We start from the raw sequence: 26,694 nt of genomic DNA, 5'->3' as shown, positions 1-26,694 counted from the left end.
ATCAAAAATTGTTTTTGATGCTCGATGCTGTGAGTGCCCACACAGATTGCTTGATTCAAATTGTTAAAGAGCGACGCAGCTTTTGGCTGCTGCGGGAGTGGCATTCTACTCAACCGCCTTCTCGAGTCAAGCCTTATTTTCAAAGGCTTTTCGAGGTTATCGACTCGGGCTTTGCGTTGCCGCTTGCCGTGTCGATGGAGGCGCATTATAGGGCCGTGAATCAGCTTGGCAAGGCGTTTTTTGAAGATTATTGCGAATATCGACTCAACCGCTCAAATACCAATCAAACCATGCGTTTTTCGATGGTTTTTACACCAAGGCATCATCAGCACTGATTTAAATTGAACATTTCAAAAGTCATTTTATAATTAACTTTTGAAATGTTTGTTTGAGGTTGTCGTCATGCATCAGATTCTGGATAGCCGCAAGGAAGAGCGGATACTCCCCCTGTTTCGTTTGGGGTTTCGGCCTTTCTTCCTGTTGGGCGCCCTGTTTTCCACTCTGGCCATGCTGGGTTGGATAGGGCAACTCAATGGTTGGCTGTCGATGCCTGGAATCAGCAACCCTGTCTGGTGGCATGCCCATGAGATGCTGTTTGGGTTCGGTGCAGCCATCGTCGCAGGATTTCTGCTGACCGCGGTACAAAACTGGACGGCCCATCCAGGCGTGCGAAGCTGGCCACTGGCTCTGGTTGTGAGTCTGTGGGCATTGCCCCGGCTACTACTACCCTGGTTTGGAGAAGAAAATACCTTTTTGATGGTGGCGGATCTTGCCTGGCTGCCACTTTGCGCCTGGTTCCTCGCCAAGCCCATCATCATCACCCGGCAATGGCGCAACCTCTTCTTTGTTCCATTACTGCTGGTATTGACGCTGCTCAATGGAACAAGCTGGATATGGCACGGCGAGTGGGCCACCCTAGAACATTTGTTGATCACCACGGTATTGTTGTTTACCACCCTGATTGCCGTGATGGGAGGAAGGGTCATTCCCTTCTTTACCGCCAGAGCCACTGGTTTGGATAAAGCGGTTCCGCTGGTATGGCTGGAACGTGGCGCGCTCGCCTCTTTGTGGTTGCTCTTGTTGATCTGGCTACTCTTTCCAAATCAATGGACGACCAGCGTTTATATGATGCCTCTATATATAGTGGCGGCAAGCTTGCACCTGTGGCGCCAGCTGCGCTGGCGGTTACCTACAACCTTGGGTCATCCCCTGCTATGGTCGTTGCACCTCGCCTATCTATTCATCCCTCTGGGCTTGCTCGCGCTCGCGGCTCAAGCTGCCGGGATGTCCATAACCCTTTCCTTGGCCAGCCACCTGCTTAGCGCAGGCTGTCTGGGCACCATGATCCTGGGCATGATCGCACGGGTTTCTCTCGGCCATAGTGGTCGCGCCTTGCAGGTGGGACGCCATATCCGCAGTGCTTTTGTCCTGATCATTGCGGCAGCGCTGTTGCGGGTGCTCGTTCCGCTGCTTTGGCCTGCTTACACCCTGCATGGCTGGAACTTGAGCGGCCTAGCCTGGAGCCTGGCTTATGGCCTGTTTGTCTGGGTGTATGCCCCCATCCTGACCAGCCCCAGAGCGGATGGCCGCCCGGGGTAATCGCCCGGAAAATTTTTCATGACCGATTCACCGGATAGTGGATCAGGTTATGAAAGATGGCGGGAGCCACCCCTAGATTACGATAACCGTGGGGGGAGTCGGCCGCAAACCGAACCGCCTCCCCCTGGGTCAGCGAGCGCCACTCCCCTTCCACCAGCACCTCCATCACGCCACTGATGACGATGACATGCTCGGTCACCCCTGGCTCATGGGGGTCGGATTCACGCTGATAGCCAGGTAACAGAGTCAATTCAAGCAACTCGAAACCAAACCGGCTCTCATAGGGAAAGAGAGGAGCAACCTGCATTCCCTCCCCCGCCGGCTGCTGACGGATGGCATCGGCAGTACGATAAAGCGCCTCTCCCTGAGTAACCGGAGCGGGTTCGATAAAACTGGAGAAGGAAACCCGAAAACCGGTGGCAATCTTCCACAGGGTCGCCACCGTGGGGCTGGACTCTCCCCGCTCGATCTGCCCCAGCATAGCCTTGCTGACTCCGGTCTCCCGCGCCGCTACATCCAGGCTCCAACCCAGCTCACTGCGCAACCCCCTCAGGCGATGGGCCAGATGCTGATTTATCTCTTGCATGGTTACCCCTCTATAGATCCTGCGTAATTCGATTGTGCGCTATAACGCACAACGATATAGTTGGCGACATATTGTACGCTATAACGCACAAACCGACAGGAGTCACCCATGCCCTTCGCGCTTCCCCATATAGTGGCAGGCTTTATTGCCGTGATGGTCGGCTATACCAGCTCCGTCATCCTGATCATTCAAGCGGCAACGGCAGCCGGGGCGGATGCGGCTCAGGTCTCCTCCTGGCTATGGACGCTCGGTATCGGCATGGGGATTAGCTGTATCGGTCTCTCTCTTTATTACCGCATCCCCGCGCTCACAGCTTGGTCCACCCCGGGGGCAGCCCTGCTGATCACCAGTCTCGGCAACTTTACTCTGGCTGAGGCCATCGGTGCCTTTATCATTTCCTCTCTGTTGATCACCCTGTGCGGCATCAGTGGCTGGTTCGATCGGCTGATGCGCCATATTCCAGCCCCACTGGCCGCCGCCATGCTGGCCGGGGTATTGCTCAGATTCGGCCTGGATCTGTTCAAGGTTGCTCCGCAGGATCCCTTGCTGCTTGGCTCATTGTTGCTGGCCTTTTTGCTGGGCCGCCATCTTTGGCCCCGTTACACTATGGTACTGGTACTGACGAGCGGGATAGCGATCTGTGCTTTGCGAGGAGAGCTGCAACTTGGCGGCGTGCACTGGCAACTGGCCACTCCGGTCTGGATCTCGCCGACTTTCTCCCTCGATGCCCTGCTTGGCATCGCTCTGCCGCTGTTTATCGTCACCATGACCTCCCAGAACATGCCCGGGATAACTATCTTGCGGGCTCATGGCTATCAACCAGCGACCTCTTCTCTTATCAGCTGGACCGGCCTGACCGGCCTGCTGCTCGCCCCCTTCGGGGGTTACGCTTTCAACCTGGCAGCCATCACCGCCGCAATTTGCATGGGAAAAGAGGTGGATCCGGATGCCAACCGCCGCTGGCCGGCAGCCGTCTGGGCGGGCTGCTTCTATCTGCTGACCGGTTGCTTCGGCGCCACGGTCGCGGCTCTGTTTACCGCCTTCCCTGCGACACTCATCACCTGCGTGGCTGGCTTGGCGCTGCTTGGCACTATAGGCAGCAGCCTGCACACGGCGTTGCAACACGATGAGGCGCGAGAAGCGGCCCTGCTCACTTTCATCATCACGGCATCCGGCATCAGCCTGCTCGGTGTCGGCGCCGCCTGTTGGGGACTGCTCATCGGGTTTGGCCTGCACCTGCTCCAACCACGGCCGCGGGGTCGCGCAAAGCAGTAAACCAGGCAAAGAACACGGACACACCTGGTAACACCAACCAGCCGGGTTGATCTCAGGAGTCCAGATCATCTCTTCATAGCCCCTGCCGGATGATGGCCGGCCGCCATAACAAAAACAGCCAATGAGAAACTCATTGGCTGTTTTGATCTTGCATCTGTTGTATCAGGCTTGTCCTTTCGGCCTGACCCCCAGGGTATGGCAGATGGCATAGGTCAGTTCGGAGCGGTTCAGGGTATAGAAGTGGAAATCTTTCACTCCTTCCTGACTCAACACCCTGACCTGGTCGATGGCGATGCTGGCCCCGACCATGTTACGGGTCATCTGGTCATGCTCCAGCCCCTCGAAGCGCTGATGCATCCAGCGCGGGATCTTCACGTTGGTGAAACCGGCAAACTTGGCCAACGTCTGGTAGTTGGAGACCGGCAGGATCCCCGGCACGATTTCGGCGTCGATACCGATGGCCGCACAGCGATCGCGAAAACGCAGGTAGGTCTCCACATCGAAGAAGAACTGGGTGATGGCACGGTTGGCCCCCGCATCTATCTTGCGTTTGAGGTTGAGCAGATCCGACTGCGCACTTCTCGCTTCCGGGTGCCCTTCCGGATAAGCCGCTACCGAGATATCGAAATCGGCCTCAGATTTGAGCAGGGCAACCAGGTCGGTGGCATACATGTCCGGCTTGTCGACCCCCTGAGGCAGGTCTCCACGCAGCGCCACTATGTGCCGGATGCCGCTATTCCAGTAATCACGAGCGATGGAACGCAACTCATCACGGCTGGCATCGATACAGGTCAGATGCGGCGCCGCGATGAGGCCGGTGCGCTCCTTGATGTCCTTGATCACTTTGTGGGTGCGATCCCGAGTGCCGGAGTTGGCGCCATAGGTCACGGAGACGAACTTGGGTTCCAGCACTTTCAGGCGTTCGATGGATTGCCACAAGGTATTTTCCATTCCTTCGCTATTGGGCGGAAAAAACTCGAAGCTGACCGATATATCGCCATTCAAATCCGCCAGACTCTGGTTGAGCGCCTCAACCTGACGTGCACTGTGAAATCCCATCTGCTCTTCTCCCTGTCCTGCAATCCATCTGTGTACGTCAAAACGGATGTTTGGACGTCTAAACGTCTCTATTTTTATGAGCAAAGCGTCCCAAAGTCAACTCTGATTTGTCACTCTTCCACTCGGGCCGTCCCATATTTACAAAATTAACGGTAAGTAACCCCCTGACCCCATCCCAAAATCACCAAGGTCGAGTTATGATGAAGCCGGATCGTCCTGGACGTTCTGAATCTGCGTGTGATTGTTTGGCCGGAGATTTCTCCGGCCCCTTTTCTTCCCCCCGCTCTTGCCGATAACAGATTGAATCTTTGCAGGAGTATCACCATGGACACCCACCCCGGCTTTGCCACGGATCTGCTGTTCGACCGCTATCAGGGCGAAGTCACCCGGCATGACGAGTTCTGGGCCGTGCGTACTCCGGATGCCCCCGACTACTACTTCGGCAACTATCTGCTGCTCCCGACCCCTCCCAGTGACAGAGACAAGGGCTGGCTCGAAGCCACCTTTGATCAACTGATCGGCCAGGATCCCAGGATCCGTCACCGCACTTTCCAATGGCCGCTGGCGGAAGGACAAAACAGCCGAATAGCCGGATTTGTAACAACGGGTTATCAGTATCTGGAGTGTGTGGTGCTGGCGCTCGACGAGCAGAGCTGGCAACCAGTGATGCTTTCTCATCCGGGTCAGGAACTTCGTGCATTTCAGGCAAGCGACTGGCAGACGTGGCTCGACTTCGAACTCCATGAGCGAGACATGAGTCATAACGAGGCCAGCTATCTCGCCTATCTGCACTCACGGCAACGGCTTTACCAAGCCATGATCGCCGATGGACTCGGCGATTGGTGGGGGATCTGGCAGGAGGGCCAGTTGATCGCCAGTTGTGGCCTCTTCTTTACCGATACCATGGGGCGTTTCCAGCTGGTACGCACCCACAGGGCATGGCGCAACAGGGGGCTATGCCGCCGGCTGCTCAGCCATGTGGCACGACAAGGGCTGAAGCGGGTAGAACGGCTGATCATAGTGGCCGATGAGCACTACCACGCCCAGCGGATTTATCGCTCGCTCGGATTCACTCCCGTGGCCCGTATCGGCAGCCTCTGCCGCTGGCCCTCCGATACCTGAACCGTCAGACTCGCCAATAAAAACGGGAGGCTGATGCCTCCCGTTTTCTGCACAATAAGAATCTACTGGTCATGCTCTACTGTTGCGGTGTTTCCAACTCGCTGGAAAGCGCCTGCTCGACGGCATCCTGCGCGGCAGGTTGCGGCGCTGTTTGCGTCGCAGTAACGGCACTTGTCTGAGTCACGCCGGTATCACACTGGCACTCCTGCCCTGTGACCTTGCTGCCCTGATGGGGGGCATACCAGCCTTTAAGCCCTTGTTCCAGTCGCTCGGCCGCCGCTTTGGGCTCCATTTTGCCCAGCAATACCGCCTGACTCACTTCGGCCAGCTCATCCCCCAGCTTGGGAGTGCCGCGAGAGAGGATCTGGGTGGCCACTCGTATGGTGGAATCGCACTGATCCCGCCACTCCATCATCTCTCTGGCCGCCGGATTGGTGACGTCGAAGAAGTGGTTGGAGAGGGAGAAAAAGCCCGGCAACGCGTTGGTGTAGAGCTCGGCAAACTGGGGCGTAGTCAGCCACTGCAGGAAGGCCATGGCGGCCTCCTTGTTTTTGCTCGCCGGGTTCATCCCCATGCCGATGTCGGTGTGATCGGTGAAGAAACAGCCAGCTCCCTGCTTGGCGACCGGCGGGCGCATGACACCAAAATCGACCTTGCCGGTGAAGGGTGCTATCTCCCAGGAACCGGCCACATAGAAGGCGGCCTTGCCCGAGGTGAACAGCTCGTTGGTGGCAGCATAATCCCGACTCTCACCCCCTTCACCCAGATAGGGGCGCCAGCGGGACAACTCCTCGAACACCTTCACATAATGCGGGTTGTCGAACCGCTCGTTTCCGCCGATCAGCGCCAGGCGCCCGTCTTCCCCTTTCCAGTAGTTGGGACCAATGTTCTGGAAACCCAGTTCAGAGGAGACCCAGCTCTCGCCGCCGCTCATGGCCAGCGGCACATAACGGCCATCGGCCTTCACCTTGTCGAGCGCGGCGAAGAACTCGTCGCGGGTCTGCGGCAGGGTCAGCCCCAATTCACTGAAGATCTTCTTGTTGTAGAAAAAGCCGTGAATAACGGACGCCATGGGTACGCAAAACGTCTGGGCACCGGAGTCGGTCTGCCAGGGCGACTGGGCGAAGCTCGGGAAGTTCTCCATCCCCGCCATCTCGGTCAGCTCGGCCAGATGACCGGCCTTGAACAGCGCGAGGGAGTCATCAAACGGGCGGCAAGTGATGAGATCCCCCGCCTTGCCGGCCTTCAGGTTCTCCAACAAGGTAGGCATATAGTTGACGTTTTGCACCGGATGAAACGTCACCTTGATCCCCGGATGCGTCGCCTCGAACGCCGGGATGATCTTTTGCTCCCACAGCGCCTTGTCATCGGCACGCCAGCTCTCGATCACCAGCTCGCTGGCCATCAGCTGGCCACACAACAGGAGACTCAGGGCTCCAATCCACTTGTTAGCCATAAGCCCTCCTAGACCTTGAAATGTGCGATAAGTTGTTGCTGCTTGGCGATCAGATCCGCCAGCACTTCACTGCTGCTGGCTGACTCCCGGGCCTCCCGTTCCGTCTCGTAGGCCACATCGGCAATGCCGGCGATATGGCGAGCCACCCCCTGGCTGACGGAGATCTGCTCCTGGGCGGCATTGGCTACCTGATCCGCCATCGATTTGATGGCGCTCATCCGATCGGCGATGGATTGCAGTGCCGCATCCATCTCGCGGGTCTGCTCAACACAGCTATGGGTCTGCTCCTGGCTGCGCCCCATCACCTCCACCACATGCTTGCTGGAGCTCTGCAAGTTTTCGATCATGCTCTGGATCTCCTCGGTCGAGGTCTGGGTCCGGTTGGCCAGTGCCCGTACCTCGTCGGCCACCACGGCAAAACCGCGACCGGCATCGCCAGCCCGGGCCGCCTCAATGGCCGCGTTCAACGCCAGCAGGTTGGTCTGCTCGGCGATGCTGCGGATCACGTCGAGAATGCTGCCGATGTTGTTGCTGAATTCCCCCAGCTTGTAGGTGATACCGACCGCCTCCTCCATGGCGCTGGCCAGCTGTTCTGTGATGCGACGGGTGGTCGCCACTTTCTGACGGCCGCTTCTGGCCTCCTCATCGGCCAGATCCACCTCATGTTTGGTGCCATCGGTGGAACGGGCCACCTCAGTGGCACTCACCTCCAGCTCGGTGATGGCAGCCGCCACCTGATCGGTCTGGCTCTTCTGATCCTGTACCCGGGACATGGCCCGTTCGCTGATCTCGGCGGCGCGGCTCGCCTCCTCCACCAGATGACGGGAACCCGCATTGATCTGGGAGAGCAGCTCTCCGGTCTTGCCCGCCAGTGTATCGATGGAGCGGGAAAGGCTGCCAAACTCGCAACTGCTGTGGTAATTGATGCGGCGAGTCATGTCCCCGGCCGCCATATACTCCAGCTCCCGGTTGATCATCTGCAATGGACGCTGAATGCTGCGTGCCGTGGTGTAACCGATAAGCAGCGCCGCAGCCGCCGAGACGGTGGCCACGATCAGGATCCAGACACTGGCGCTGCTGACGGCGGCATCGGCATTGACGCGGCTCTCGCTGGCAATGGAACCGGCCGACTGACCCATCTCGTCCAGCAGGCTCAGGCTGCTGGCCAGGTTGGCATCCAACTGCTGGTTCAGGCTGACCAGTGCCAGTTCCAGCTGTTGTGCCTGGCGCATGGTGGCCAGCAAGCCTTGCGGGCCCAGCGCCAGCTCCTGCATCCGATCCAGATTGGTCACGAAACGCTGCTTCACATCATCCGGCACCAGCACGCGCTCCAGGCGCTTGCGGGCCATCTCTATGTCCTTGCTGAGCACCTTTTCCAGCTCATTGAGATCCGTCTTGGCATCGGCTCGGCGAATATTCTTCAGATCCCGTGCGATCCCCGAGGTGATGAGCTCGGCTTTGTTGCGCATGGAACGCTTGCTGGCACTCTGCTGCAACAGCAGATCGGCGGCCCACTGATAGGTGTCCTCGAGCCGGATAAACTCCAGCTGCAATTTGTGCCGCTGCGCCAGGGCATCGACCCACTTGCCATGCTGGGCCAGTACCTGTTCCGCCAGGCTATAAAACTGGCCGGTCGCACTCTCTACCTGCCGGAAGCGAGCACGCGCCTCCGCCACTTCGGTAAACTTGCCCATCTCCTGGCTCAGCTGGGTGAAACGGGCTTGCTGCTCCTTGAACTGGTTGGCGAACTGCGGCAGTTGGGCGGCATCTTCACTGGTGCGATAAACCAGCACCCAGCGATTGCTCTCTTGCAATGCCCCCTTGAGATTGGCTACCGCCACCACCAGGGGGGTCGCCCGATCGGAGACGGCGGAGAGACCGTCATTGATACCCTTGATTTTAAAGGTGCTGATCACACCAAGCAGGATCAGCAACAGCAGCATCAACACAAATCCGGCGATGATCCGCTGCACAATAGATAAACCCATGGAGACATCCTCGCTCGTGGGGAAAGGTAAAGTGAACATAGTCACTATCGGCAGAAACGGCGCATTATAGAGGGAGGAGAGGAGCTATTTTATTGATCTGCCGAGGCTAATTAATCACTTTGTAATTAATGGCAGACATAAAAAAGCCCGGACCGAGCCGGGCTGAAAGGAGACGTGCTTAGCTATATATCTGCGGCATTACGCCATCAGAATCCGGTTATTAGAAGCGGTAGCCGACGCCGACCATAAAGACCATGGGATCGATATTGGTCTTGAAGGTGCCGACACCTTCAACATTGACATCAGTATCAATATCCATGATCCAAGCCGAACCGTTTACAAACCAGCGGTCGGTAATCGCCATATCAATGCCGATTTGACCAGCCAGGCCCCAGGAATCGTCAAGGTTGATATTGGCGCCATCGAGAGCCCCTACTCCTTTCTCATCAAAGAAGGTGGTGTAGTTCACACCAACCCCGATGTATGGACGAACTTTGCTCTGGGCATCGCCAAAGTAGTATTGGCCCATCAGTGTCGGAGGGAGATGTTTAACCTTGGCTATCTCACCCAGGCCAGGAGTGCTGACCTTGTGGGAGAAAGGAGTAGCAGCCAGCAACTCGACGCCCCAGTTGTCAGTGATCATGTAGCTCAGAGTCAGTCCCAGCTGCGTGTCATTCTTGATGTCGAATTCACCTGTGCCCAATACGTCATCGCTGCTCTCTTGAGGAGAAACTACCGCGACACCACCACGCACCAGAATATCGCCAGCCTGGTGTGCCATGGCGAAGGGAGAGGTCAGGGCTGCTGCAATCATCAGAGGAAGAATCTTTTTCATCACTAAGTCCTTTTTTTGTTGTCATTCGATGCTGTAAGCGTGCTGACTATAAAAGCTTGTAAGTGCATGGTTATTGATTTGGGACAAATGTTAAGCAGAAATAGATTGATTGGCATGGCATCTTTATTGGCAAATTTTCGTTGCCGTCACACTATTTGCGACACACCAGCCATCACTCACACGACTTTATTTCGCCCGTCTGATTGCGACTAAATATGCCGAATTAAGGCATCTTATCCATTTTGCGGGATAAACAATTAACAGTTGTGTGCAAGGCCTGACGAGCGTATTTTTGTGGCACGCAAGTTACTGGAAAGTAATTATTTATTTATGAAGAATGAGTCGAGATGGCAAAAGGTGGGGGCATTTCTCGCCGCCGTGTGGGGGATAGGATCCTTTCTCTTTATCCTGATCGGTTTTATCGTCGCCATGGCTTATCTGGTACTGGTGCGACAGGGCTGATCCCGGAACTCCAGCCTGTTCAGCTGCAGATGATCACCATCGACAATCTGCTCGGGAGTCAGCGCGATCGCATCTGGTGGCAAGGTTCCCATGTAACCCTGCCACTGGTTGCGCCCTTCCTGCTTGGCACGATAGAGAGCCATATCCGCCAACTTGAAGCTATGGCTCCAGAAGCTGTCGAGCATCGAAGGGTGTAACGGATAACGGCAATATCCCAAGGAAACCGTCAGCCAGAGCGGTGTCTCTTCCCTGCCGAAACGATGACTGGCGACGCGCAGCCTGAGCCGTTCCACCCACAGCGCAATCTCGCATTCGTCTTCGACTTGCAACAACAGCAGAAACTCTTCTCCCCCCAGCCGGACGATCGGCCCGACATCGGTTGTCACCAGCTTTCTGAGCAGCTCAGCCAACTGTTGCAGCACCAGATCCCCGACGTCGTGACCAAATTTGTCGTTGATCCGCTTGAAGTGATCGAGATCCAGCAGCAACAGCGTACAGGGTTCAGCCCTGTGATCCTGTAACCACCCCTCAAGGTAACGGCGGTTGAAACAGCGGGTCAGGGGATCCGTAAAGGCCGCCATCTCCATAAGGTTGGATCTGGCCAACAACTCATCGTGTTGCTGACTCACCTTGCCAGCCATTTCACGCATCTTGCTGCTGAGAGTCGCCAACTCGGTACTGCTGTCGATATGGGGGATCAGCGCCACATCCGGCTTGTCGCCAAAACGCTGCAACGCCGTCATCAACTGATGCAGGGGAGTCAGCACTATGCTCTTCAACCTGTGCATGGCGAGCAGCATGCACAGCGCACTCACGACCAGCATGCCGGCAAACGTCAGCAAGGCCCCCTCCAGGGTAGCTTGCAGCACCTTCCGCTCCTCTTCCAGCACCAGGGTCACCACCGGCTGGCCAGCATTGTTGAGCAGACGCCCCTCACCACGAACCCGTTGCAGGCCAAGATCGATGAGGCGATAGGTCATCTGCGCCTGCAGTGGCTGAAAACCCGTCTCCCCCTCACCCTGGCGAGCGGGGGCAATCATGATCGGCAGTGCGGTACGTTCGGAAATCTGCTCGATGTAGGGACGATCCAGCCAGCGCAATGCCAGCAAAAAACCGTTGGGCGTACCGCTGCCATCGCTGAGGCGGATAGGCTGCCAGGAGAAGATGAGGGGCCCCCACAGGGAATTCCGGATCCCGTGCAGATTGACCGTGCCTTGCGCCAGGGAGTCCTGACGCAGCTGACGTTTCAGATCATCGAGGAAATTGGGCAACTCGGTGGCCGTGGTACCGGAGTCGTTATTTTCCGGCAACTGGGTGTGGGGCCAGATCTCGTTCCCCTGAAGGTCCATGTAGCTGATCAGGTTGAGACCGAAATCCCGCATCGGCATGTCGCTGAGCAGATTGGCCTCGATATAGCCACGGTTGTGATGAGTGATGAAGTAGTAACTGTCATCCCAGATCCCCCAATCCCGGGTAAAGGCATCCACCGCTCTGATATCGAGTTGAATCGCCTTGAGCACTCGCACCAGATGCTCTTTCACCCGCTGCTCTTCGATACGGGTGGCAGCCGGTACCTGCGTCAGCGCGATCAACACCAGCAACATCAAGATGGCCCCGACCCAGATGGGGATCATGGAATATGCCAGCAGATGATCGAGGGAGCGGGGAGATCTGGTCATACGTCACCATGTAGTTGCCAATGGCAGTTCAGTAGCTTGTCGACATTGAAATGCCTCTTTCAATCTAGTGGATTTGATAGCAGAGAGGAGCCGATGGCCCCTCTCTCATTACGCAGTTTATTTCGCCAGCATCGGCCCTAAAAAACGCGCCGTGTGGGATTCCTTGTTGGCGCAGATCGCCTCCGGCGTGCCGGTGACCAGGATGCGGCCGCCCCCCGAGCCCCCTTCCGGGCCCAGATCGACAATCCAGTCGGCGGTTTTGATGACGTCCAGGTTGTGCTCGATGATGACGATGGTGTTGCCGCGATCCCGCAGCTGGTGCAGCACCTTGAGCAGCTGCTGGATATCGTGGAAGTGCAGCCCTGTGGTCGGCTCGTCCAGGATGTAGAGGGTCTGGCCGGTATCCCGCTTGGAGAGCTCGCGCGCCAGCTTGACCCGCTGCGCCTCGCCCCCCGAGAGCGTGGTGGCCGACTGGCCGAGGCGGATGTAGGAGAGGCCCACGTCCATCAGGGTTTGCAGCTTGCGCGCCACCGCCGGCACCGGATCGAAGAAGGCGCGCGCGTCCTCCACCGTCATCTCGAGGATCTCGTGGATGTTCTTGCCCTTGTACTTCACCTCCAGGGTCTCGCGGTTGTAGCGCTTGCCCTTGCAGACATCGCACGGCACGTAGACGTCCGGCAGGAAGTGCATCTCCACCTTGATGACCCCGTCCCCCTGGCACGCCTCGCAGCGGCCCCCCTTCACGTTGAAGGAGAAGCGGCCAGGCTGGTAGCCGCGCGAGCGCGCCTCCTGGGTGCCGGAGAGCAGCTCGCGGATCGGGGTGAACAGGCCGGTGTAGGTGGCCGGGTTGGAGCGCGGGGTACGGCCGATGGGGCTCTGGTCGATGTCCACTACCTTGTCCAGGTGCTCCAGCCCCTCGATGCTGCGATAGGGAGCCGGGGTCGACTCGGTCGCCTTGTTCAGTTCACGGTGGGCGATGCGAAACAGGGTGTCGTTGATCAGGGTCGACTTGCCGGAGCCGGAGACCCCGGTAACGCAGGTCATCACCCCGATGGGCAGATCCAGGTTGACGTTACGCAGGTTGTTGCCGCTCGCCCCTTTCAATTTCAACCACTTGCCGGTGAGCGGCGTGCGCTCGGCCGGGATGGCGATCTGCTTGCGACCGGAGAGGTAGTCACCGGTGAGGGACTCGGGGTTCGCAATGATCTCCGCCGGTGTGCCCTGGGCGACGATGGCGCCGCCGTGCACCCCGGCCCCCGGGCCGATGTCGAGCACGTGGTCGGCGAGGCGAATGGCGTCCTCGTCGTGCTCCACCACGATCACCGTGTTGCCGAGATCCCGCAGGTGAGTGAGCGTCTTGAGCAACCGTTCGTTGTCGCGCTGGTGCAGGCCGATGGAAGGTTCATCCAGCACATACATGACCCCCACCAGGCCGGCACCGATCTGGCTGGCCAGCCGGATCCGCTGGGCCTCGCCACCGGAGAGGGTCTCGGCGCTGCGCGACAGGCTCAAATAGTTGAGGCCGACGTTCACCAGGAAGCCGAGCCGCTCGACGATCTCTTTCAAAATCTTCTCGGCGATCTGGGCGCGCTGGCCGGTCAGGGTCAGGCCGGCGAAGAAGGTGAGGGCATCGCCGATGGAGTCCTCGGCAATGGCCGGCAGGTTGCGGTTCTCGATGAAGACGTGGCGCGCCTCTTCCCGCAGCCGGCTACCGCCGCAGCTGGCGCAGGGCTTGTTGGCGATGTATTTGGAGAGCTCTTCACGCACCGCGTTGGACTCGGTCTCCCGGTAGCGCCGCTCCATGTTGTGCAGGATCCCCTCGAACGGGTGCTTGCGCACCACAACATCGCCGCGGTCGTTCATGTAGCGGAACTCCACGTCGCCGCGCCCGGAGCCACGCAGGATCACCTCCTGCACCTTGGGTGGCAGATCCTCCCAGGGCGCCTCCAGATCGAAGTCGTAGTGCTCGGCCAGGGATTTGAGCATCTGGAAGTAGTAGAAGCTGCGCTTGTCCCAACCGCGGATGGCACCACCGGCCAGGCTCTGGCCCGGATCGTGGATCACCTTGTCCGGATCGAAGTACTGCTGCACCCCGAGACCGTCGCAGGTGGGGCAGGCGCCGGCCGGGTTATTGAAGGAGAAGATGCGCGGCTCCAGCTCCGAGACCGAGTGGCCACACTCGGGGCAGGCGAAGTTGGCCGAGAAAGTCAGGGTCTCCCCCTCCTCCCCGTCCATGGGCGCCACCAGGACGATGCCGCCGGAGAGAGTCAGCGCCGTCTCGAACGACTCGGCGAGGCGTTGCTGCAGATCGTCACGCACCTTGAAGCGGTCCACCACCACCTCGATGGTGTGCTTCTTTTGCAGCTCCAGGGTCGGGGGATCCGAGAGATCGCACACCTCCCCGTCGATGCGGGCGCGGATATAACCTTGGGCCGCCAGGTTCTCCAGCAGCTTGACGTGTTCCCCCTTGCGGTTACGCACCACGGGGGCGAGCAGCATCAGCTTGGCGCCTTCCGGCTGGGCCAGCACCTGGTCCACCATCTGGCTGATGGTCTGGGCGGTAAGCGGGATGCCGTGGGTCGGGCAGCGCGGCTCGCCGACCCGGGCAAACAGCAGACGCAGGTAGTCGTAAATCTCGGTGATGGTGCCGACAGTGGAGCGCGGGTTGTGGGAGGTGGACTTCTGTTCGATGGAGATAGCCGGTGAGAGCCCCTCAATGTGGTCCACGTCCGGCTTCTCCATCAGGGAGAGGAACTGGCGGGCATAAGCGGAGAGCGACTCCACATAGCGGCGCTGTCCCTCGGCATAGAGGGTATCGAACGCCAGGGAGGATTTGCCCGAGCCGGAGAGGCCGGTGACCACGATCAGCTTGTCGCGGGGCAGGGTCAGGTTGATGTTCTTAAGGTTGTGGGTGCGGGCACCCCGGACCACGATCTTTTCCATCTTGTTGCACGCTCGATACACAGACCAGAGCGAGCCAGTATGGCACAGAGACTACTGGATGAATAGACAGGCATTATCTATCGCGGTTATCCTTTTTGACGATAAGCGGCCACGCCGGAGCGGGTTGTCAACAGAGACCCTTCACCCGCCGCCTGACCTGCGAGTACGCTCGCTGGAGGATGCGCAGGGGCGCATCAGCTGTTACTATTGTGCGCTAAACCTGTGCCAGGTAATCAGCGATCATCAGCCTGACTGCTACAAGGGTTATAGAAAACCATGTTGTTCAATGCGATAACAGCATGGCACAGATAAAAATCGCGGAACTCATTTGGTTGGCCCAGGCTTGCTGCCTGGCCGGAATATAAAGGTGGAAGAGAGATTATGGCCAGTCGAGGCATCAATAAAGTCATTCTGATCGGTAACCTCGGGCAAGACCCGGAAGTACGCTACATGCCGAGTGGCGGTGCTGTGACCAACATTACCCTGGCCACCTCTGAAACCTGGCGCGACAAGCAAACCGGCGAGCAGAAAGAGCGCACCGAATGGCACCGTGTCGTCTTCATGGGCAAGCTGGCCGAAGTCGCCGGCGAATACCTGAAAAAGGGTTCCCAGGTCTATGTGGAAGGCAAGCTGCAAACCCGCAAATGGCAGGATCAGAGTGGCCAGGAACGCTACACCACCGAAGTGCTGGTCGACAGCTTCAGCGGCGTGATGCAGATGCTGGGTGGCCGTCCGCAAGGTGCCGGTCAGGGTATGGGTGGCCAGAACCAGGGTGGCTGGGGCCAGCCGCAGCAGGCCATGCAGCAGCCGATGAACCAGCAGCGTCCCGCTCCGCAGCAGAACATGCAGCAGCAGGGTGGTTACGGCCGTCCGGCTCAGCAGCCCCAGTCAGCTCCGCCGGTCTATAACGAGCCGCCGATGGATTTCGACGACGATATTCCGTTCTAAAATGAAGCAATGCAAAGCCCTGCCTAGCCAGGGCTTTTTTTGAGCTGCCAGTAAGCAGAATTTTGCCAGTTTAAGGCACTCCAACCAGATTGATGTATCGACAGGATCGTTCGTACGAGGTGCGATGAAGCTGATTATCCATGTCCTGCTGTTGCTGATCGCCCTTGCCCCCGGATGCCTGCTGGCAAAACCTCTCAGGGTCGGAGTCAGTTTTGCCATTCCTCCCTATGTCATCGAAGGGGAAAAGCGAGGCATAGAACTGGATCTGCTGACGCAAGCCTTTACCGGCACCCGATACCAGCTTCAGTTCGAATTTCTGCCGCTGGAGCGCACCTTTCGCATGTTCAAGTCCGGCAAACTGGATGCCATCATCAACGTCAAACCAGGCATGATGGATAGCCGCTTCCTGACCCAGCCTGTCATCACCTTTCATAACCGGGTCTTTACCCTGTACGACCACCCCGTCACCACCCTGGATGAGCTGCGACACCTGAGAGTCACCTCTTTTCAGCGCGCAAAAGTCATCTTGGGAGAAGACTTTGCCACCATGGTCAGCCAGAATCCCCGCTATGAAGAGGTTGCCAAGCAGCAAGGCCAGGTACACCAGCTGCTGCGTGGCAGAGTCGATGCCATCGTGCTGGAAGAGCGGGTGTTCTACTACTATCTGGACCAGCTGATCACCCATCCCCATTCCGGCGAACGCTATCAACGAGCCCAGATCAATCAGGCGGATCTGTTCCCTCCCACCATCTATCACTTTGCGTTTCGCTCACCCGACACACGGGAATTGTTTGACCGCCAGCTCGCAGCCATGAAGCAGGATGGTCGCTATCTGAAAGTATTCGAGACATACGGCGCCACGCCCTGACGCACAAACATAAAAGCCAGCCCATCACAGGCTGGCTTTGTACTGGCTCCGGAGGAACAACAGCAAGAGGAGCGTTACTTCATTGCGCTGCCATTTTTCAGCTCGGCTTTTTGCCGCTTGGCTTCGCGTTTTTCCTTCAGTGACATCTGCGGTTTTTTCTTGGCATCTTTGCCGTTGTGATGTTCTTTGTTACTCATCATCAAACTCCAAAAATGTTACCCAGACAGTTGGTCCCGTGAGGGCGCCAGCATGTCATCCGAATCATCAACATCAGTACGTTTGGTGCGATGGCGCAAGGCCATCACCAGAGCCAGCATACCCCCGCCATGCCCCGGGATCCAGCCCGGTTTCCGCGCAAACTTGCCGCTGCGACAATTTTCCGATCGATCTGTTCTGGCAATAAAAAAACGCGATTAACGATCGTCATTTTGATATGACACCGCCAAATAATTTATATGCATTTGCCAGATGAAATATATGTGACTGCAAAGAACAATATTTTAATAAGCATTCTCACTATCACCGGAAACATAATATTACAAAGTGGCACGGATTATTTGGTGGCTGAAATATATAATGCACCACTTTGCAAATGCCGTTATTGAGTCAGGAACCCGAATCATGTCCCGAAAATCTCGCGCAGCCCTGGTCTCCGTCTGTTCCAATATCAGCCTGATCATCATGAAGCTGGTGGCCGGTCTCATCAGCGGGTCGGTCAGCATCATCTCGGAAGCCATTCACTCGGCTATGGATCTGGTCGCCGCCCTGATCGCCCTGTTTGCGGTGAAGAAATCGGATCTGCCCCCCGACGAGCACCACCCCTATGGTCATGACAAGATTGAAAATGTCTCCGGCGTCATTGAAGCGCTGCTGATCCTGCTGGCCGCAGGCTGGATCATGGTTGAAGCCATCGGCAAGCTGCTCAACCCCTCCCCCATAGAGAGCATCGGCTGGGGTGTGCTGGTGATGGTGATCTCGGCTCTGGTCAACAGTGTCGTCTCGGCGTACCTCTACAAGGTGGCCAGAGAAGAGGAGTCCGTCGCCCTGGCTGCCGATGCCCTTCATCTCAAGGCCGACGTGCTCACCTCGGCCGGCGTGGCTGCCGGGCTTGGCGGTATCTGGCTGGCCAGCCTGTTTGGCTACTCTCTTGCCATCCTGGATCCCCTGGTGGCCATCGGTGTCGCGCTGTTTATCGTCAAGGAAGCCATCGCCATGCTGATGGAAGCCTTTCACCCCCTGATCGATCGCAGCATGAGTCCCGAGGAACTGGCGATGACCAGCCGCATCATCACCGACTGCTGCCCACCGGGTGCCGATTTTCACGATCTGCGCAGCCGCCGAGCGGGTCGTCGTCGCCATATCGATTTTCACCTCACCCTGCCGACCACCATGAGCATCGGCGAAGCCCACACCATCTGTGACCGGATAGAGGAGGCCATCATGCAGCAGCTGCCGCACGCCATCGTGTTGATCCACGTCGAACCTGATGAACAGAGCGGGGCTCTCGCGGCAACCCCCTGCTGATGGTCCTATCAGGCGGAGCTGGGTTTCTCGCTGCCTGCTCCCGCCTGTTCGCCCTTCCACTTCATTTCTGCGCAAATGATCCGCCACTCCCTTTGACAGGAAAAATGAGATGTGATGGCATTTCTCGAAAATGCAAGAACATTATCCATTGTCTCTATGCGATTGAAAAATATCATCTTTGTGACGCGACCAAGGAAAACTTGCTGTTACATATGTGCGATTTCAAGATAAAGTTTGCTTTAGAAATGGGAGAGTGTTTTAATCCTTCACGATGGTTCGGCAGTTCAGACCTGTTTATGTTAGGCAGACATTTTAGTAAAGCAGTGATTACAATAGGCGTTATCTTTATAATTCCTGTCAAATAATTCTCCTTCTTTAGTGCTCCCCATACGTATTGCTGACGAATAATCACCGACTGCCGTAATGGCATTTCAAACACTATTTAAAGAGAAATTATTATGTCTAACAAAGTGACTGGTACCGTTAAGTTCTTCAACGCCGAGAAAGGTTTTGGTTTCATCTCCCCGGTTGACGGCAGCAAGGACGTGTTCGTTCACTTCTCCGCCATCCAGTCCAACGGTTTCAAAACCCTGGAAGAAGGTCAGCGCGTAGAGTTCACCATCGAACAAGGCCAGAAAGGCCCGGCAGCTGCCAACGTCGTTGCCCTGTAATTCAGGTCAAACCGTCTGGCGATGACTCATGCCATTGGCTGAGTACACTGCAAGCATTGAAAAAACCCGCCTTGGCGGGTTTTTTGTTATCCATATGTCACTCCTTTAACCTCCCACCAGACAACCAGCATCACACATGCCTCTCCTGCTCGAGTCGCTTTGGCTCGAAAAAAACCCCGAATGGCTCCTTATGTGGAGATCTTGACGAAAATTTCGGGTTATCCGCTGCTTTTGTCGCGATTTCTTGCTATTTTGCGCGCCACCAACGCAAACGATTTCCTTCACACTTTCAGGATTAGTTATGGCAAAGCAAGATATGGCCGCCCAAGCAGGGAACGGCGGCTTTCTGGACTCTTATTTTTCCATTTCTGCGCGCGGCAGTAGCGTGCGTCAGGAGCTGGTTGCGGGGCTTACCACCTTCCTGGCCATGGTCTACAGCATCATAGTGGTGCCGAACATGCTGGGTGCCGCCGGCTTCGAGCAGGGTCCCGTCTTCGTGGCTACCTGCTTGATCGCCGCCTTCGGCTCCCTGCTGATGGGTCTGTGGGCCAAGCTGCCCATGGCCATCGGTTGTGCCATCTCCCTCACCGCCTTTACTGCCTTCAGCCTGGTGCTGGGGCAAGGGCTGAGCATCCCGGTCGCCCTCGGCGCCATCTTCCTGATGGGGGTGCTGTTCACTCTGATCAGCGTCACCGGCGTGCGTCAATGGATCCTGGACAACCTCCCCTCCGGCATCGCCCATGGTACCGGCATCGGGATCGGCCTGTTCCTGCTGCTGATCGCCACCAACGGCGTCGGCATGGTGATCAAGAACGAAGGGGCCGGTTTGCCGGTCCAGCTCGGTGAAGTGACCGCCTTCCCCGTCATCATGACGGTACTGGGTCTGGCCGCCATCTTCGGCCTGGAGCGCCGCAAGGTGCCGGGCGGCATCCTGATGGTGATCATCGCCATCTCCATCCTCGGCCTCATATTCGACCCGAAAGTGACCTGGCAGGGCTTCTTCGCCATGCCGAGCCTGACCGGCGAGAAAGGCTCTCTGGTAGGCAGCATGGATCTGCTGGGCGCCCTCAACCCGGTGGTCATCCCCACCGTGCTGGCGCTGGTGATGACAGCCGTGTTTGACGCCACCGGCACCATCCGTGCCGTAGCTGGCCAGGCCGGCCTTATCAACGAGCGTGGCCACATCATCAGTGGCGGCAAGGCCCTGACCGCCGACTCCGTCAGCAGCATGGTGGCGGGCGCCGTCGGTGGTGCACCGGCCGCGGTCTACATCGAATCGGCCGCAGGCACCGCCGCCGGTGGCAAGACCGGCCTGACCGCCACCCTGGTTGGCGTGCTGTTCCTGCTGATGATCTTCCTCTCTCCACTGAGCTATCTGGTGCCGGCCTACGCCACCGCACCGGCCCTGATGTACGTGGGTCTGCTGATGCTGGGCAACGTCACCAAGCTGGACTTCAGCGATTCGGTCGATGCTCTCTCCGGCATGCTGTGCGCCGTCTTTATCGTGCTGACCTGCAACATAGTCACCGGCATCATGCTGGGCTTCGTGGCGCTGGTGATCGGCCGCCTGTTTGCCGCCGAGTGGAAAAAGCTCAACATCGGCACCGTCATCATCGCCGTGGCGCTGGTGATCTTCTACGCCGGTGGCTGGGCCATCTAATACCTCCGGTTATCGAAAAGGGCTCCTGCGGGGGCCCTTTTTCGTGGTTGTGACCCGGCTAACATTTCCCTTCCATTCCCCCCGTCGGCGTTTCAGTTTGAAACAACCAGCGTCCTCAGGCTGTTTCAGATCCGAACCGGAACGGCCGTCATTTTTCTCCCGCTTTCTCTCGCTAGACTGGCTCCACCAACCATTTGCCCACCATGCGGTGGCAAGCCAAGGAGTGAGCCATGAAGAAACTGATCAATGCCGTCGATGCCGTGGTCCGTGAACAACTGATGGGGATGGCTGCCGCCCATCCCGAGCTCAAGGTCCGTATCGAACCCCACTACATCACCCGCGCCGATGCCCCCGTACAGGGCAAAGTGGCGCTGGTCTCCGGCGGTGGCAGCGGCCACGAGCCGATGCACGGCGGTCTGGTGGGCAAGGGCATGCTGGATGGTGCCTGTCCCGGCGAGATCTTTACCTCTCCCACCCCGGATCAGATGTACGAGTGTGGCCAGGCGGTCGACGGTGGTGCCGGCGTGTTGTTTCTGGTGAAGAACTACACCGGCGATGTGCTCAACTTCGAGACCGCTGTCGAACTGCTGCACGGTGACGGGGTCAAGGTGGGCTTCGCCCTCATCGATGACGACGTTGCGGTCAAAGACAGTCTCTACACCGCGGGCCGTCGCGGCGTCGCCACGACCGTGCTGTGCGAGAAACTGGTCGGGGCCGCCGCCGAGGCGGGCTATGACCTGGCGCGCTGCGAGGCCCTGGCCCGCCGCGTCAACAATCAGAGCCGCACCATTGGGGTGGCCATGCACGCCTGCACAGTGCCGGCCGCCGGCAAGCCCTCCTTCACCCTGGCCGACAACGAGGTGGAGTTCGGGGTCGGCATCCATGGCGAGCCGGGCATCGAGCGCCGCCCCTTCACCGACCTCAACGCCCTGGTGGACGACATGTTCAAGGAGCTGACTGACAACCGTCCCTATGGCCGTACCCTGCGTCACTTGGATCGCGCCAGTGGCAGCTGGCAGGAGGAGCACACCTTTATCGAGCCGCTCAACAAGGGCGACCGGGTCATCGCGCTGGTCAACAGCCTGGGGGGAACCCCCATCTCCGAGCTCTACGGCGTCTATGGCCGACTCGCCGCCCTGTGTGAAGAGGCGGGCATTCATCTGGTGCGCAACCTGATCGGTCCCTACTGCACCTCTCTCGACATGACCGGCATCTCCATCACCCTGCTCAAGGTGGATGATGAGCTGATGACCCTGTGGGATGCCCCCGTTAACACCCCCGCCCTGCGTCGCGGCTGCTAAGGAATGTCCATGTTAAGCAAGCATCAAATCGTCAACTGGCTGCTCGACTGCGAGCACATCTTCACCGATCAGCGTGACTATCTCACCGCGCTTGATACCGACATCGGCGACGGGGATCACGGCCTCAACATGCAGCGCGGCTTTGTCAAGGTGGCCGAAAAGCTGCCAGCAGTGGCGGACAAGGACATCGGCCAGGTGCTGAAAACCACCGGCATGACCCTGCTCTCCTCCGTGGGGGGCGCCAGCGGCCCCCTCTACGGCACCTTCTTCATCCGTGCCGCGGCCAGCAGCGATGCCTGCCAGAGCCTGAACCTGAACCAGCTTTGCAAGATGTTGAGCGACGGGGTGGAGGGGATCGTCTCCCGCGGTCGCGCCGAGCCGGGCGACAAGACCATGTGCGACGCCTGGTGGCCCGCCCTGGCTGCACTGCAGCAGGCCGAGCAGCAGGATCTGCCGCTGCCCGAGGCACTGGACAAGGCGGTGGCAGCCGCTACCGCCGGCACCGAGGCCACCATACAGATGCAGGCCCGCAAGGGGCGCGCCAGTTATCTCGGCGAGCGCAGCATAGGCCATCAGGATGCCGGGGCCACCTCGACCCTGTTGCTGTTGACCGCCCTGCGTGACAGAGCGAGGTTGTAAACATGATAGGAATCGTAGTTGTCTCTCACAGCGCCACCCTGGCGGCCGGTCTGCAGGAACTGGCCGGTCAGCTGGGTAGCCCGGCCCGGTTGCGGCTGGCGGCCGGGGTCAATGACCCCGACCACCCCATCGGCACCGATGCCATCGCCGTGATGAGAGCGATCGAAGAAGCAGATGACGGCAGCGGCGTGCTGGTGCTGATGGATCTTGGCAGCGCTCTCTTGAGCGCCGAGACCGCCCTCGAGCTGCTGCCTCCCGAGCTGGGCGCCCGGGTGCGACTCTGCCCTGCCCCGCTGGTCGAGGGCACCCTGGCCGCCGTGGTGGCAGCCGGCTCCGGCCTCAGCCTGGACGAGGTGGCCGCCGAGGCACTGGGGGCCCTGGGCCCGAAACAGGCCATGCTGCCGACCAGCGCGCCCCAAGACACTACCGACCCAACCCCGGCAGCCGAGCAGGGCTGGCTGCGCTGCGAAGTGGTGGTGGAGAATGCCCACGGTCTGCACGTGCGCCCCGCCGCCCGTCTGGTAGCCAGCCTCAAGCCCTTCACCGCCGAGTTGAAACTGCAAAAGGGGGAGAAAGAGGCCAATCCCCGCAGCCTGACCCGGCTCGCCATGCTCGACGTGCGCCAGGGGGATCGCCTGACCCTGCTGGCCCGCGGAGAGGATGCCGAGGCCGTACTGGCCTGCTTCCGGCAGCTTGCCGATGAGCGTTTCGGCGACTGACCGCCGCTCACCGGTCTGCTGTTTCAGGCGCCGTATCGGCCCGATTCGCCGCACATTTGGCGCCTTTTCAAGACGAGGTGCTCCGGGGCTATCCCCGGACACTTCGCCCCGATTCTCACAGAAAGAGGGATAGAAAATGGATCGCATCATCATCAGCCCCAGCAAATATGTACAAGGCAACGGGGCCCTCGCCAATCTCGGCAACTACGTCAAGGCGCTCGGCAGCAGGCCGTTGATCCTGGCCGATGCCTTCGTCACCAGACTGGTGGGTGACACGGTCGCCACCAGCTGCCACGGGGCCGGGATCCAGCCCGAGTTCGACTGCTTCAACGGCGAGTGCTCCCGCCCCGAGATCGACCGGCTGCTGGCCCGCTGCAGCCAGACGCCCTTTGACATCATCATCGGCATCGGCGGCGGCAAGACGCTCGATACCGCCAAGGCTGTCGCCTTCTACCAGAAACTGCCAGTGGTCATAGTGCCGACCATCGCCTCCACCGATGCCCCCACCAGCGCGCTGGCCGTCATCTACACCCCACAGGGGCAGTTCAGCGAATACCTGATGATCCCGACCAACCCCGACATGGTCATCATGGATACCGGTGTCGTCTCCCGCGCGCCGGTGCGGCTGTTGGTCTCCGGCATGGGGGATGCGCTCTCCACCTACTTCGAGGCGCGCGCCAACAAGCTCTCCGGCTGCCAAACCATGGCCGGTGGCGCCTCCACCCTGGCGGCTCAGGCCATCGCCGAGCTCTGCTACCAGACCCTGCTGGCCGATGGTTACAAGGCCAAGCTGGCGGTGGAACAGGGGCTCTGCACCAGAGCGGTGGAGAACATCATTGAGGCCAACACTTATCTCAGCGGCATCGGCTTCGAGAGCAGTGGTCTGGCCGCCGCCCACGCCATCCACAACGGCCTGACCCAGCTTGATGAGTGCCATCACCTCTACCACGGCGAGAAGGTGGCGTTCGGTACTCTGGTGCAACTGGTGCTGGAGAATGCCCCCATGGCGGAGATCGAGACGGTGCTGGGTTTCTGCCGCTCGGTGGGCCTGCCGACCAACCTGCACATGATGGGGGTCAAGGAGCTGGATATGGCACGCCTGATGGACGTAGCCAGGGCCTCCACCGCCGAGGGCGAGACCATCCACAACATGCCGTTCAAGGTCACTGCGGAAGATGTGCTGGCGGCCATCGTCACCGCCCACCAACTGGGGCTGTAACGACACGCTGGCCATATGAAGAGGCCCCGCCATTGCGGGGCCTTGTTGTTTTGCGACTTTCCGGTGGCACAGACCAATGCACAGCCGTTACCCGTGGTAGTCGGCGGGATCGATACCCAGGGTTTTCAGCCGCCGCCAGAGGGTGGTGCGGCCTATGCCAAGCTGCCTGGCCATCAGACTGACCTGCCCCTTGCAGGCGTGAGCGGTGCGCAGGATGGCCTGGCGCTCCAGCTCGGCCAGGGTGAGCAGCGGCTGCCCGACCACCTCGTCTTCAACCAGCCGATAGCCATGACGAATGGCGGCCGGCAGCGCCTCCGGCGGGATCTGCGCCTGGCTGGAGTGAAGCAAAGCATGCTCGATGGCGCTGCGCAGCTCTCCCAGATTGCCGGGCCAGGAATAGGCCAGCAGACAGTCGAGGGCCGCCGGGCTGAAGTGGCGCACCGGCTCACGCCCCTGCGCCGCCAGCTGCTGGCTGATAAGCCCGGGCAGATCCGCCGTGCGCTCCCGCAGGCTCGGCAACCAGAGCTCGCACGCCTGCAGGGCATAGAGCAGCTGACGGCCGAAACGTCCCTCCTGCACCTTCTGCTCCAACGGGGCGCTGCTGGTGGCGATGATCCGCACCTTGAGCGGCAACACGCGAGCCGAGTCGAAGCGCTGGAGGCGACCTGTCTTGAGCAGCTGCAGCAGGGCTGCCTGCATGGGGGCTGGCAGAAACTCGATCTGTTCCAGCACTAGCGTGCCGCCGTGGGCCAGCTCGAACTTGCCGGCCCGCTCCTGCCCTGCCTCGTCGGAACCCATCAACTCCAGCGCCATCCGCTCGCTCGGCAATGCCTGACAATTGAGGGTGACGAGGGGGCCGGCGGCCCGATCGCTGCCGAAATGGATGGCCTCTGCCAGCTGGGCCTTGCCCACCTCCTCCTCGCCGCGCAGCAGGACTGGCCCCTGCCCCTGAGCCGCCTGACGGGCGTAGCGCAGCAGCTTGCGCATGGCGCTCGACTCCCCCACCAGCGCCGACAGCTCAGGCACCGTCTGGCGCAACTGATGGATGGCCCGCAGCCTGTCGACAGGATGGAGCAGGACGATAAAGCTGATCCCATCCGGCCCGGGCAACGGCTTGAGGCTCACCAGCGCATTGATGAACTCCCCTGTGCCCGTGCGCTCCAACGTCACCTCCACGTGGCTGAGCGGCGTCTGCCCCTTGATGGCGAGTTGCAGTCGCTGGGGCAGCAGCAGGTGCTGCTCAAGCGGCTGGCCGAGGCAGAGATCCGGCTCGAGCCGCAACCGCCTGGCCGCCAGAGCGTTGAGGTAGCGCAGCCGGCCCTGGGGATCCCAGGCCAGCACGCCGTCATCCATGCCATCAAGCAGGGCGTAAAGCTCGCTCAGATGGTGCTGGGACTCCTGCATCAGGCGCTCCGCCTGCAGCAGATGGGCCAGTTCGCGGCCGGCACTGACGGTGAGCGCCAGATCCCCCGCCGTCGCCGCCTCCACCTTGCAGATCAGGGCAACGATGGCGACCTGGCGGCCATTGCTGTTGTAAACCGGGCTGGCGCAGCAGTGCCAGGGATGCAGGGTGTGGTTGAAATGCTGGGAGCCGCTGACGCAGAGCGGCATCCCCTCCAGCGCCGCCAGATTGATGGCGTTGGTGCCGATGCGCCCCTCGCTGAAGAAGGCGCCGGGGCCAAAACCCAGCGCATCGAGCGCCTTCAGGGTCTCGCCGTGGCCGGTGCGGGCCAGCAGGCAGCCGCTCTCGTCGGTGAGCAGCAGGGCGCAGGGGCGTTCTTCCATAAATTCGTAGAGATCTTCGAGGGCCATCTCGCCGGTGGTGAGCAGCTCCCGCTTGCGCTGACGCAGGCTTTGCAAAGTCTGCCCCCTGGCGCAGTGAGGCGGGTGCCAGAGTGTCGCGCTGGTCTGGTGGGCACAGCGCAGCCAGGAGGCCTGCAGATATTCCGGCCAGGGTTGGTGCGACTGGGAAAGAGACGAAAGGCTCACGGCAAGATCCGGCAAAAGGAGAAACCTTCATTTAACCACCCTTGCCGGCCAGATTCAGTGACCTGTCTCAGAGGGTGGTAACCCCGTCCTTATTCCGGGCGGGTTCACCGTCGACACATTGCTGACCGAGCCAGTGGCAGAAGGCGCGGTAC

At 59.4% G+C, this 26,694-nt stretch carries 22 protein-coding genes; 13 read left to right on the top strand and 9 right to left on the bottom strand.

The genetic code is table 11. The features are described from left to right. Nucleotides 1–335: hypothetical protein (locus BN1123_RS21745; RefSeq protein WP_197064531.1), on the top strand; the 335-nt coding region annotated here is incomplete at its 5' end. A gap of 67 nt (nt 336–402) precedes the next feature. Beyond that, a complete protein-coding gene (locus BN1123_RS19420) occupies nt 403–1,599 on the top strand; it encodes an NnrS family protein (protein ID WP_042029094.1) in 1,197 nt (398 codons plus the stop codon). Between the two features lie 16 nt (nt 1,600–1,615). On the opposite strand, the gene BN1123_RS19415 is transcribed toward BN1123_RS19420, so the two are convergent. Next, nucleotides 1,616–2,185 carry a helix-turn-helix domain-containing protein gene (locus BN1123_RS19415; protein ID WP_042029093.1) on the bottom strand — a complete coding sequence of 190 codons (570 nt, stop codon included), beginning with the start codon at nt 2,183–2,185 and terminating at the stop codon, nt 1,616–1,618. Between the two features lie 108 nt (nt 2,186–2,293). On the opposite strand from BN1123_RS19415, the gene BN1123_RS19410 reads away from it, so the two are divergent. Further along, nucleotides 2,294–3,460 (top strand): benzoate/H(+) symporter BenE family transporter, encoded by a 1,167-nt coding sequence (locus BN1123_RS19410; RefSeq protein WP_042029092.1) that lies wholly within the window; start codon nt 2,294–2,296, stop codon nt 3,458–3,460. 162 nt (nt 3,461–3,622) lie between these two features. Here the strand turns inward: BN1123_RS19410 and metF are convergent, their stop codons facing one another. Then, nucleotides 3,623–4,519 carry a methylenetetrahydrofolate reductase gene (metF, locus tag BN1123_RS19405; RefSeq protein WP_026456938.1) on the bottom strand — a complete coding sequence of 299 codons (897 nt, stop codon included), beginning with the start codon at nt 4,517–4,519 and terminating at the stop codon, nt 3,623–3,625. Between the two features lie 324 nt (nt 4,520–4,843). On the opposite strand from metF, the gene BN1123_RS19400 reads away from it, so the two are divergent. Next, complete coding sequence (locus BN1123_RS19400) at nt 4,844–5,641, top strand: GNAT family N-acetyltransferase (RefSeq protein ID WP_042029091.1); 798 nt, start codon at nt 4,844–4,846, stop codon at nt 5,639–5,641. Nucleotides 5,642–5,717: 76 nt separating this feature from the next. Here BN1123_RS19400 and BN1123_RS19395 read toward each other — a convergent pair whose 3' ends face one another. The 5 genes from BN1123_RS19395 to uvrA all read right to left on the bottom strand — a co-directional run bounded on the left by BN1123_RS19395 (nt 5,718) and on the right by uvrA (nt 15,004). Beyond that, a complete protein-coding gene (locus BN1123_RS19395; protein WP_042029089.1) occupies nt 5,718–7,097 on the bottom strand; it encodes an ABC transporter substrate-binding protein in 1,380 nt (459 codons plus the stop codon). Nucleotides 7,098–7,105: 8 nt separating this feature from the next. Next, complete coding sequence (locus BN1123_RS19390) at nt 7,106–9,085, bottom strand: HAMP domain-containing methyl-accepting chemotaxis protein (RefSeq protein ID WP_042029087.1); 1,980 nt, start codon at nt 9,083–9,085, stop codon at nt 7,106–7,108. 220 nt (nt 9,086–9,305) lie between these two features. Further along, nucleotides 9,306–9,920 (bottom strand): outer membrane protein OmpW, encoded by a 615-nt coding sequence (gene ompW / locus BN1123_RS19385; protein ID WP_042029086.1) that lies wholly within the window; start codon nt 9,918–9,920, stop codon nt 9,306–9,308. 434 nt (nt 9,921–10,354) lie between these two features. Further along, on the bottom strand, nt 10,355–12,061 hold the full coding sequence (locus BN1123_RS19380) for a sensor domain-containing diguanylate cyclase (RefSeq protein WP_042029084.1): 1,707 nt from the start codon (nt 12,059–12,061) through the stop codon (nt 10,355–10,357). A 117-nt stretch (nt 12,062–12,178) separates the two neighbouring features. Beyond that, entirely contained in the window at nt 12,179–15,004 is a 2,826-nt protein-coding gene (uvrA, locus tag BN1123_RS19375; protein ID WP_042029082.1) for an excinuclease ABC subunit UvrA, read from the bottom strand. A gap of 381 nt (nt 15,005–15,385) precedes the next feature. Here uvrA and BN1123_RS19370 point away from each other — a divergent pair, with 381 nt between their 5' ends. Both BN1123_RS19370 and BN1123_RS19365 read left to right on the top strand, forming a co-directional pair. Then, a complete protein-coding gene (locus tag BN1123_RS19370; RefSeq protein ID WP_026456622.1) occupies nt 15,386–15,952 on the top strand; it encodes a single-stranded DNA-binding protein in 567 nt (188 codons plus the stop codon). A gap of 124 nt (nt 15,953–16,076) precedes the next feature. Next, nucleotides 16,077–16,820, top strand: a complete 744-nt coding sequence (locus BN1123_RS19365) for a substrate-binding periplasmic protein (RefSeq protein WP_042029081.1) — start codon at nt 16,077–16,079, stop codon at nt 16,818–16,820. Nucleotides 16,821–16,894: 74 nt separating this feature from the next. On the opposite strand, the gene BN1123_RS21930 is transcribed toward BN1123_RS19365, so the two are convergent. Beyond that, nucleotides 16,895–17,017: a hypothetical protein gene (locus tag BN1123_RS21930; protein ID WP_005306071.1), complete on the bottom strand. Its 123-nt coding sequence runs from the start codon at nt 17,015–17,017 to the stop codon at nt 16,895–16,897. Between the two features lie 424 nt (nt 17,018–17,441). Here BN1123_RS21930 and BN1123_RS19360 point away from each other — a divergent pair, with 424 nt between their 5' ends. From BN1123_RS19360 to BN1123_RS19330, 7 genes are all read left to right on the top strand, one after another. After that, nucleotides 17,442–18,344, top strand: coding sequence for a cation diffusion facilitator family transporter (locus BN1123_RS19360; RefSeq protein ID WP_042029080.1), 903 nt, complete (start codon nt 17,442–17,444; stop codon nt 18,342–18,344). Nucleotides 18,345–18,802: 458 nt separating this feature from the next. Next, nucleotides 18,803–19,015 carry a transcription antiterminator/RNA stability regulator CspE gene (gene cspE, locus BN1123_RS19355; RefSeq protein ID WP_026458175.1) on the top strand — a complete coding sequence of 71 codons (213 nt, stop codon included), beginning with the start codon at nt 18,803–18,805 and terminating at the stop codon, nt 19,013–19,015. Nucleotides 19,016–19,316: 301 nt separating this feature from the next. Continuing rightward, nucleotides 19,317–20,675 carry an NCS2 family permease gene (locus tag BN1123_RS19350; protein ID WP_042029078.1) on the top strand — a complete coding sequence of 453 codons (1,359 nt, stop codon included), beginning with the start codon at nt 19,317–19,319 and terminating at the stop codon, nt 20,673–20,675. 230 nt (nt 20,676–20,905) lie between these two features. Further along, the gene (gene dhaK, locus BN1123_RS19345) at nt 20,906–21,976 is read left to right on the top strand and encodes a dihydroxyacetone kinase subunit DhaK (protein WP_042029076.1); all 1,071 of its coding nucleotides are present in this window, start codon (nt 20,906–20,908) and stop codon (nt 21,974–21,976) included. A 9-nt stretch (nt 21,977–21,985) separates the two neighbouring features. Next, on the top strand, nt 21,986–22,615 hold the full coding sequence (dhaL, locus tag BN1123_RS19340; RefSeq protein WP_042029074.1) for a dihydroxyacetone kinase subunit DhaL: 630 nt from the start codon (nt 21,986–21,988) through the stop codon (nt 22,613–22,615). A 2-nt stretch (nt 22,616–22,617) separates the two neighbouring features. Further along, entirely contained in the window at nt 22,618–23,334 is a 717-nt protein-coding gene (gene dhaM, locus BN1123_RS19335) for a dihydroxyacetone kinase phosphoryl donor subunit DhaM (protein WP_042029073.1), read from the top strand. A gap of 136 nt (nt 23,335–23,470) precedes the next feature. Continuing rightward, nucleotides 23,471–24,553, top strand: coding sequence for a glycerol dehydrogenase (locus BN1123_RS19330; RefSeq protein ID WP_042029071.1), 1,083 nt, complete (start codon nt 23,471–23,473; stop codon nt 24,551–24,553). Between the two features lie 87 nt (nt 24,554–24,640). Here the strand turns inward: BN1123_RS19330 and dhaR are convergent, their stop codons facing one another. After that, complete coding sequence (gene dhaR, locus BN1123_RS19325) at nt 24,641–26,542, bottom strand: dihydroxyacetone kinase operon transcriptional regulator DhaR (RefSeq protein WP_042029102.1); 1,902 nt, start codon at nt 26,540–26,542, stop codon at nt 24,641–24,643. Nucleotides 26,543–26,694 lie beyond the last annotated feature (152 nt).

Source organism: Aeromonas enteropelogenes (assembly GCF_000819845.1).
GTDB lineage: Bacteria > Pseudomonadota > Gammaproteobacteria > Enterobacterales > Aeromonadaceae > Aeromonas > Aeromonas enteropelogenes.
This window is presented reverse-complemented; position numbering and strand designations above follow the sequence as displayed.

Excerpts from the sequence above, each read along its gene's own strand:
- BN1123_RS19420 (WP_042029094.1), top strand. The coding sequence starts at position 403 with ATGCATCAGATTCTGGATAGCCGCAAGGAAGAGCGGATACTCCCCCTG.
- BN1123_RS19415 (WP_042029093.1), bottom strand. The coding sequence starts at position 2,185 with ATGCAAGAGATAAATCAGCATCTGGCCCATCGCCTGAGGGGGTTGCGC.
- BN1123_RS19410 (WP_042029092.1), top strand. The coding sequence starts at position 2,294 with ATGCCCTTCGCGCTTCCCCATATAGTGGCAGGCTTTATTGCCGTGATG.
- metF (WP_026456938.1), bottom strand. The coding sequence starts at position 4,519 with ATGGGATTTCACAGTGCACGTCAGGTTGAGGCGCTCAACCAGAGTCTG.
- BN1123_RS19400 (WP_042029091.1), top strand. The coding sequence starts at position 4,844 with ATGGACACCCACCCCGGCTTTGCCACGGATCTGCTGTTCGACCGCTAT.
- BN1123_RS19395 (WP_042029089.1), bottom strand. The coding sequence starts at position 7,097 with ATGGCTAACAAGTGGATTGGAGCCCTGAGTCTCCTGTTGTGTGGCCAG.
- BN1123_RS19390 (WP_042029087.1), bottom strand. The coding sequence starts at position 9,085 with ATGGGTTTATCTATTGTGCAGCGGATCATCGCCGGATTTGTGTTGATG.
- ompW (WP_042029086.1), bottom strand. The coding sequence starts at position 9,920 with ATGAAAAAGATTCTTCCTCTGATGATTGCAGCAGCCCTGACCTCTCCC.
- BN1123_RS19380 (WP_042029084.1), bottom strand. The coding sequence starts at position 12,061 with ATGACCAGATCTCCCCGCTCCCTCGATCATCTGCTGGCATATTCCATG.
- uvrA (WP_042029082.1), bottom strand. The coding sequence starts at position 15,004 with ATGGAAAAGATCGTGGTCCGGGGTGCCCGCACCCACAACCTTAAGAAC.
- BN1123_RS19370 (WP_026456622.1), top strand. The coding sequence starts at position 15,386 with ATGGCCAGTCGAGGCATCAATAAAGTCATTCTGATCGGTAACCTCGGG.
- BN1123_RS19365 (WP_042029081.1), top strand. The coding sequence starts at position 16,077 with ATGAAGCTGATTATCCATGTCCTGCTGTTGCTGATCGCCCTTGCCCCC.
- BN1123_RS21930 (WP_005306071.1), bottom strand. The coding sequence starts at position 17,017 with ATGAGTAACAAAGAACATCACAACGGCAAAGATGCCAAGAAAAAACCG.
- BN1123_RS19360 (WP_042029080.1), top strand. The coding sequence starts at position 17,442 with ATGTCCCGAAAATCTCGCGCAGCCCTGGTCTCCGTCTGTTCCAATATC.
- cspE (WP_026458175.1), top strand. The coding sequence starts at position 18,803 with ATGTCTAACAAAGTGACTGGTACCGTTAAGTTCTTCAACGCCGAGAAA.
- BN1123_RS19350 (WP_042029078.1), top strand. The coding sequence starts at position 19,317 with ATGGCAAAGCAAGATATGGCCGCCCAAGCAGGGAACGGCGGCTTTCTG.
- dhaK (WP_042029076.1), top strand. The coding sequence starts at position 20,906 with ATGAAGAAACTGATCAATGCCGTCGATGCCGTGGTCCGTGAACAACTG.
- dhaL (WP_042029074.1), top strand. The coding sequence starts at position 21,986 with ATGTTAAGCAAGCATCAAATCGTCAACTGGCTGCTCGACTGCGAGCAC.
- dhaM (WP_042029073.1), top strand. The coding sequence starts at position 22,618 with ATGATAGGAATCGTAGTTGTCTCTCACAGCGCCACCCTGGCGGCCGGT.
- BN1123_RS19330 (WP_042029071.1), top strand. The coding sequence starts at position 23,471 with ATGGATCGCATCATCATCAGCCCCAGCAAATATGTACAAGGCAACGGG.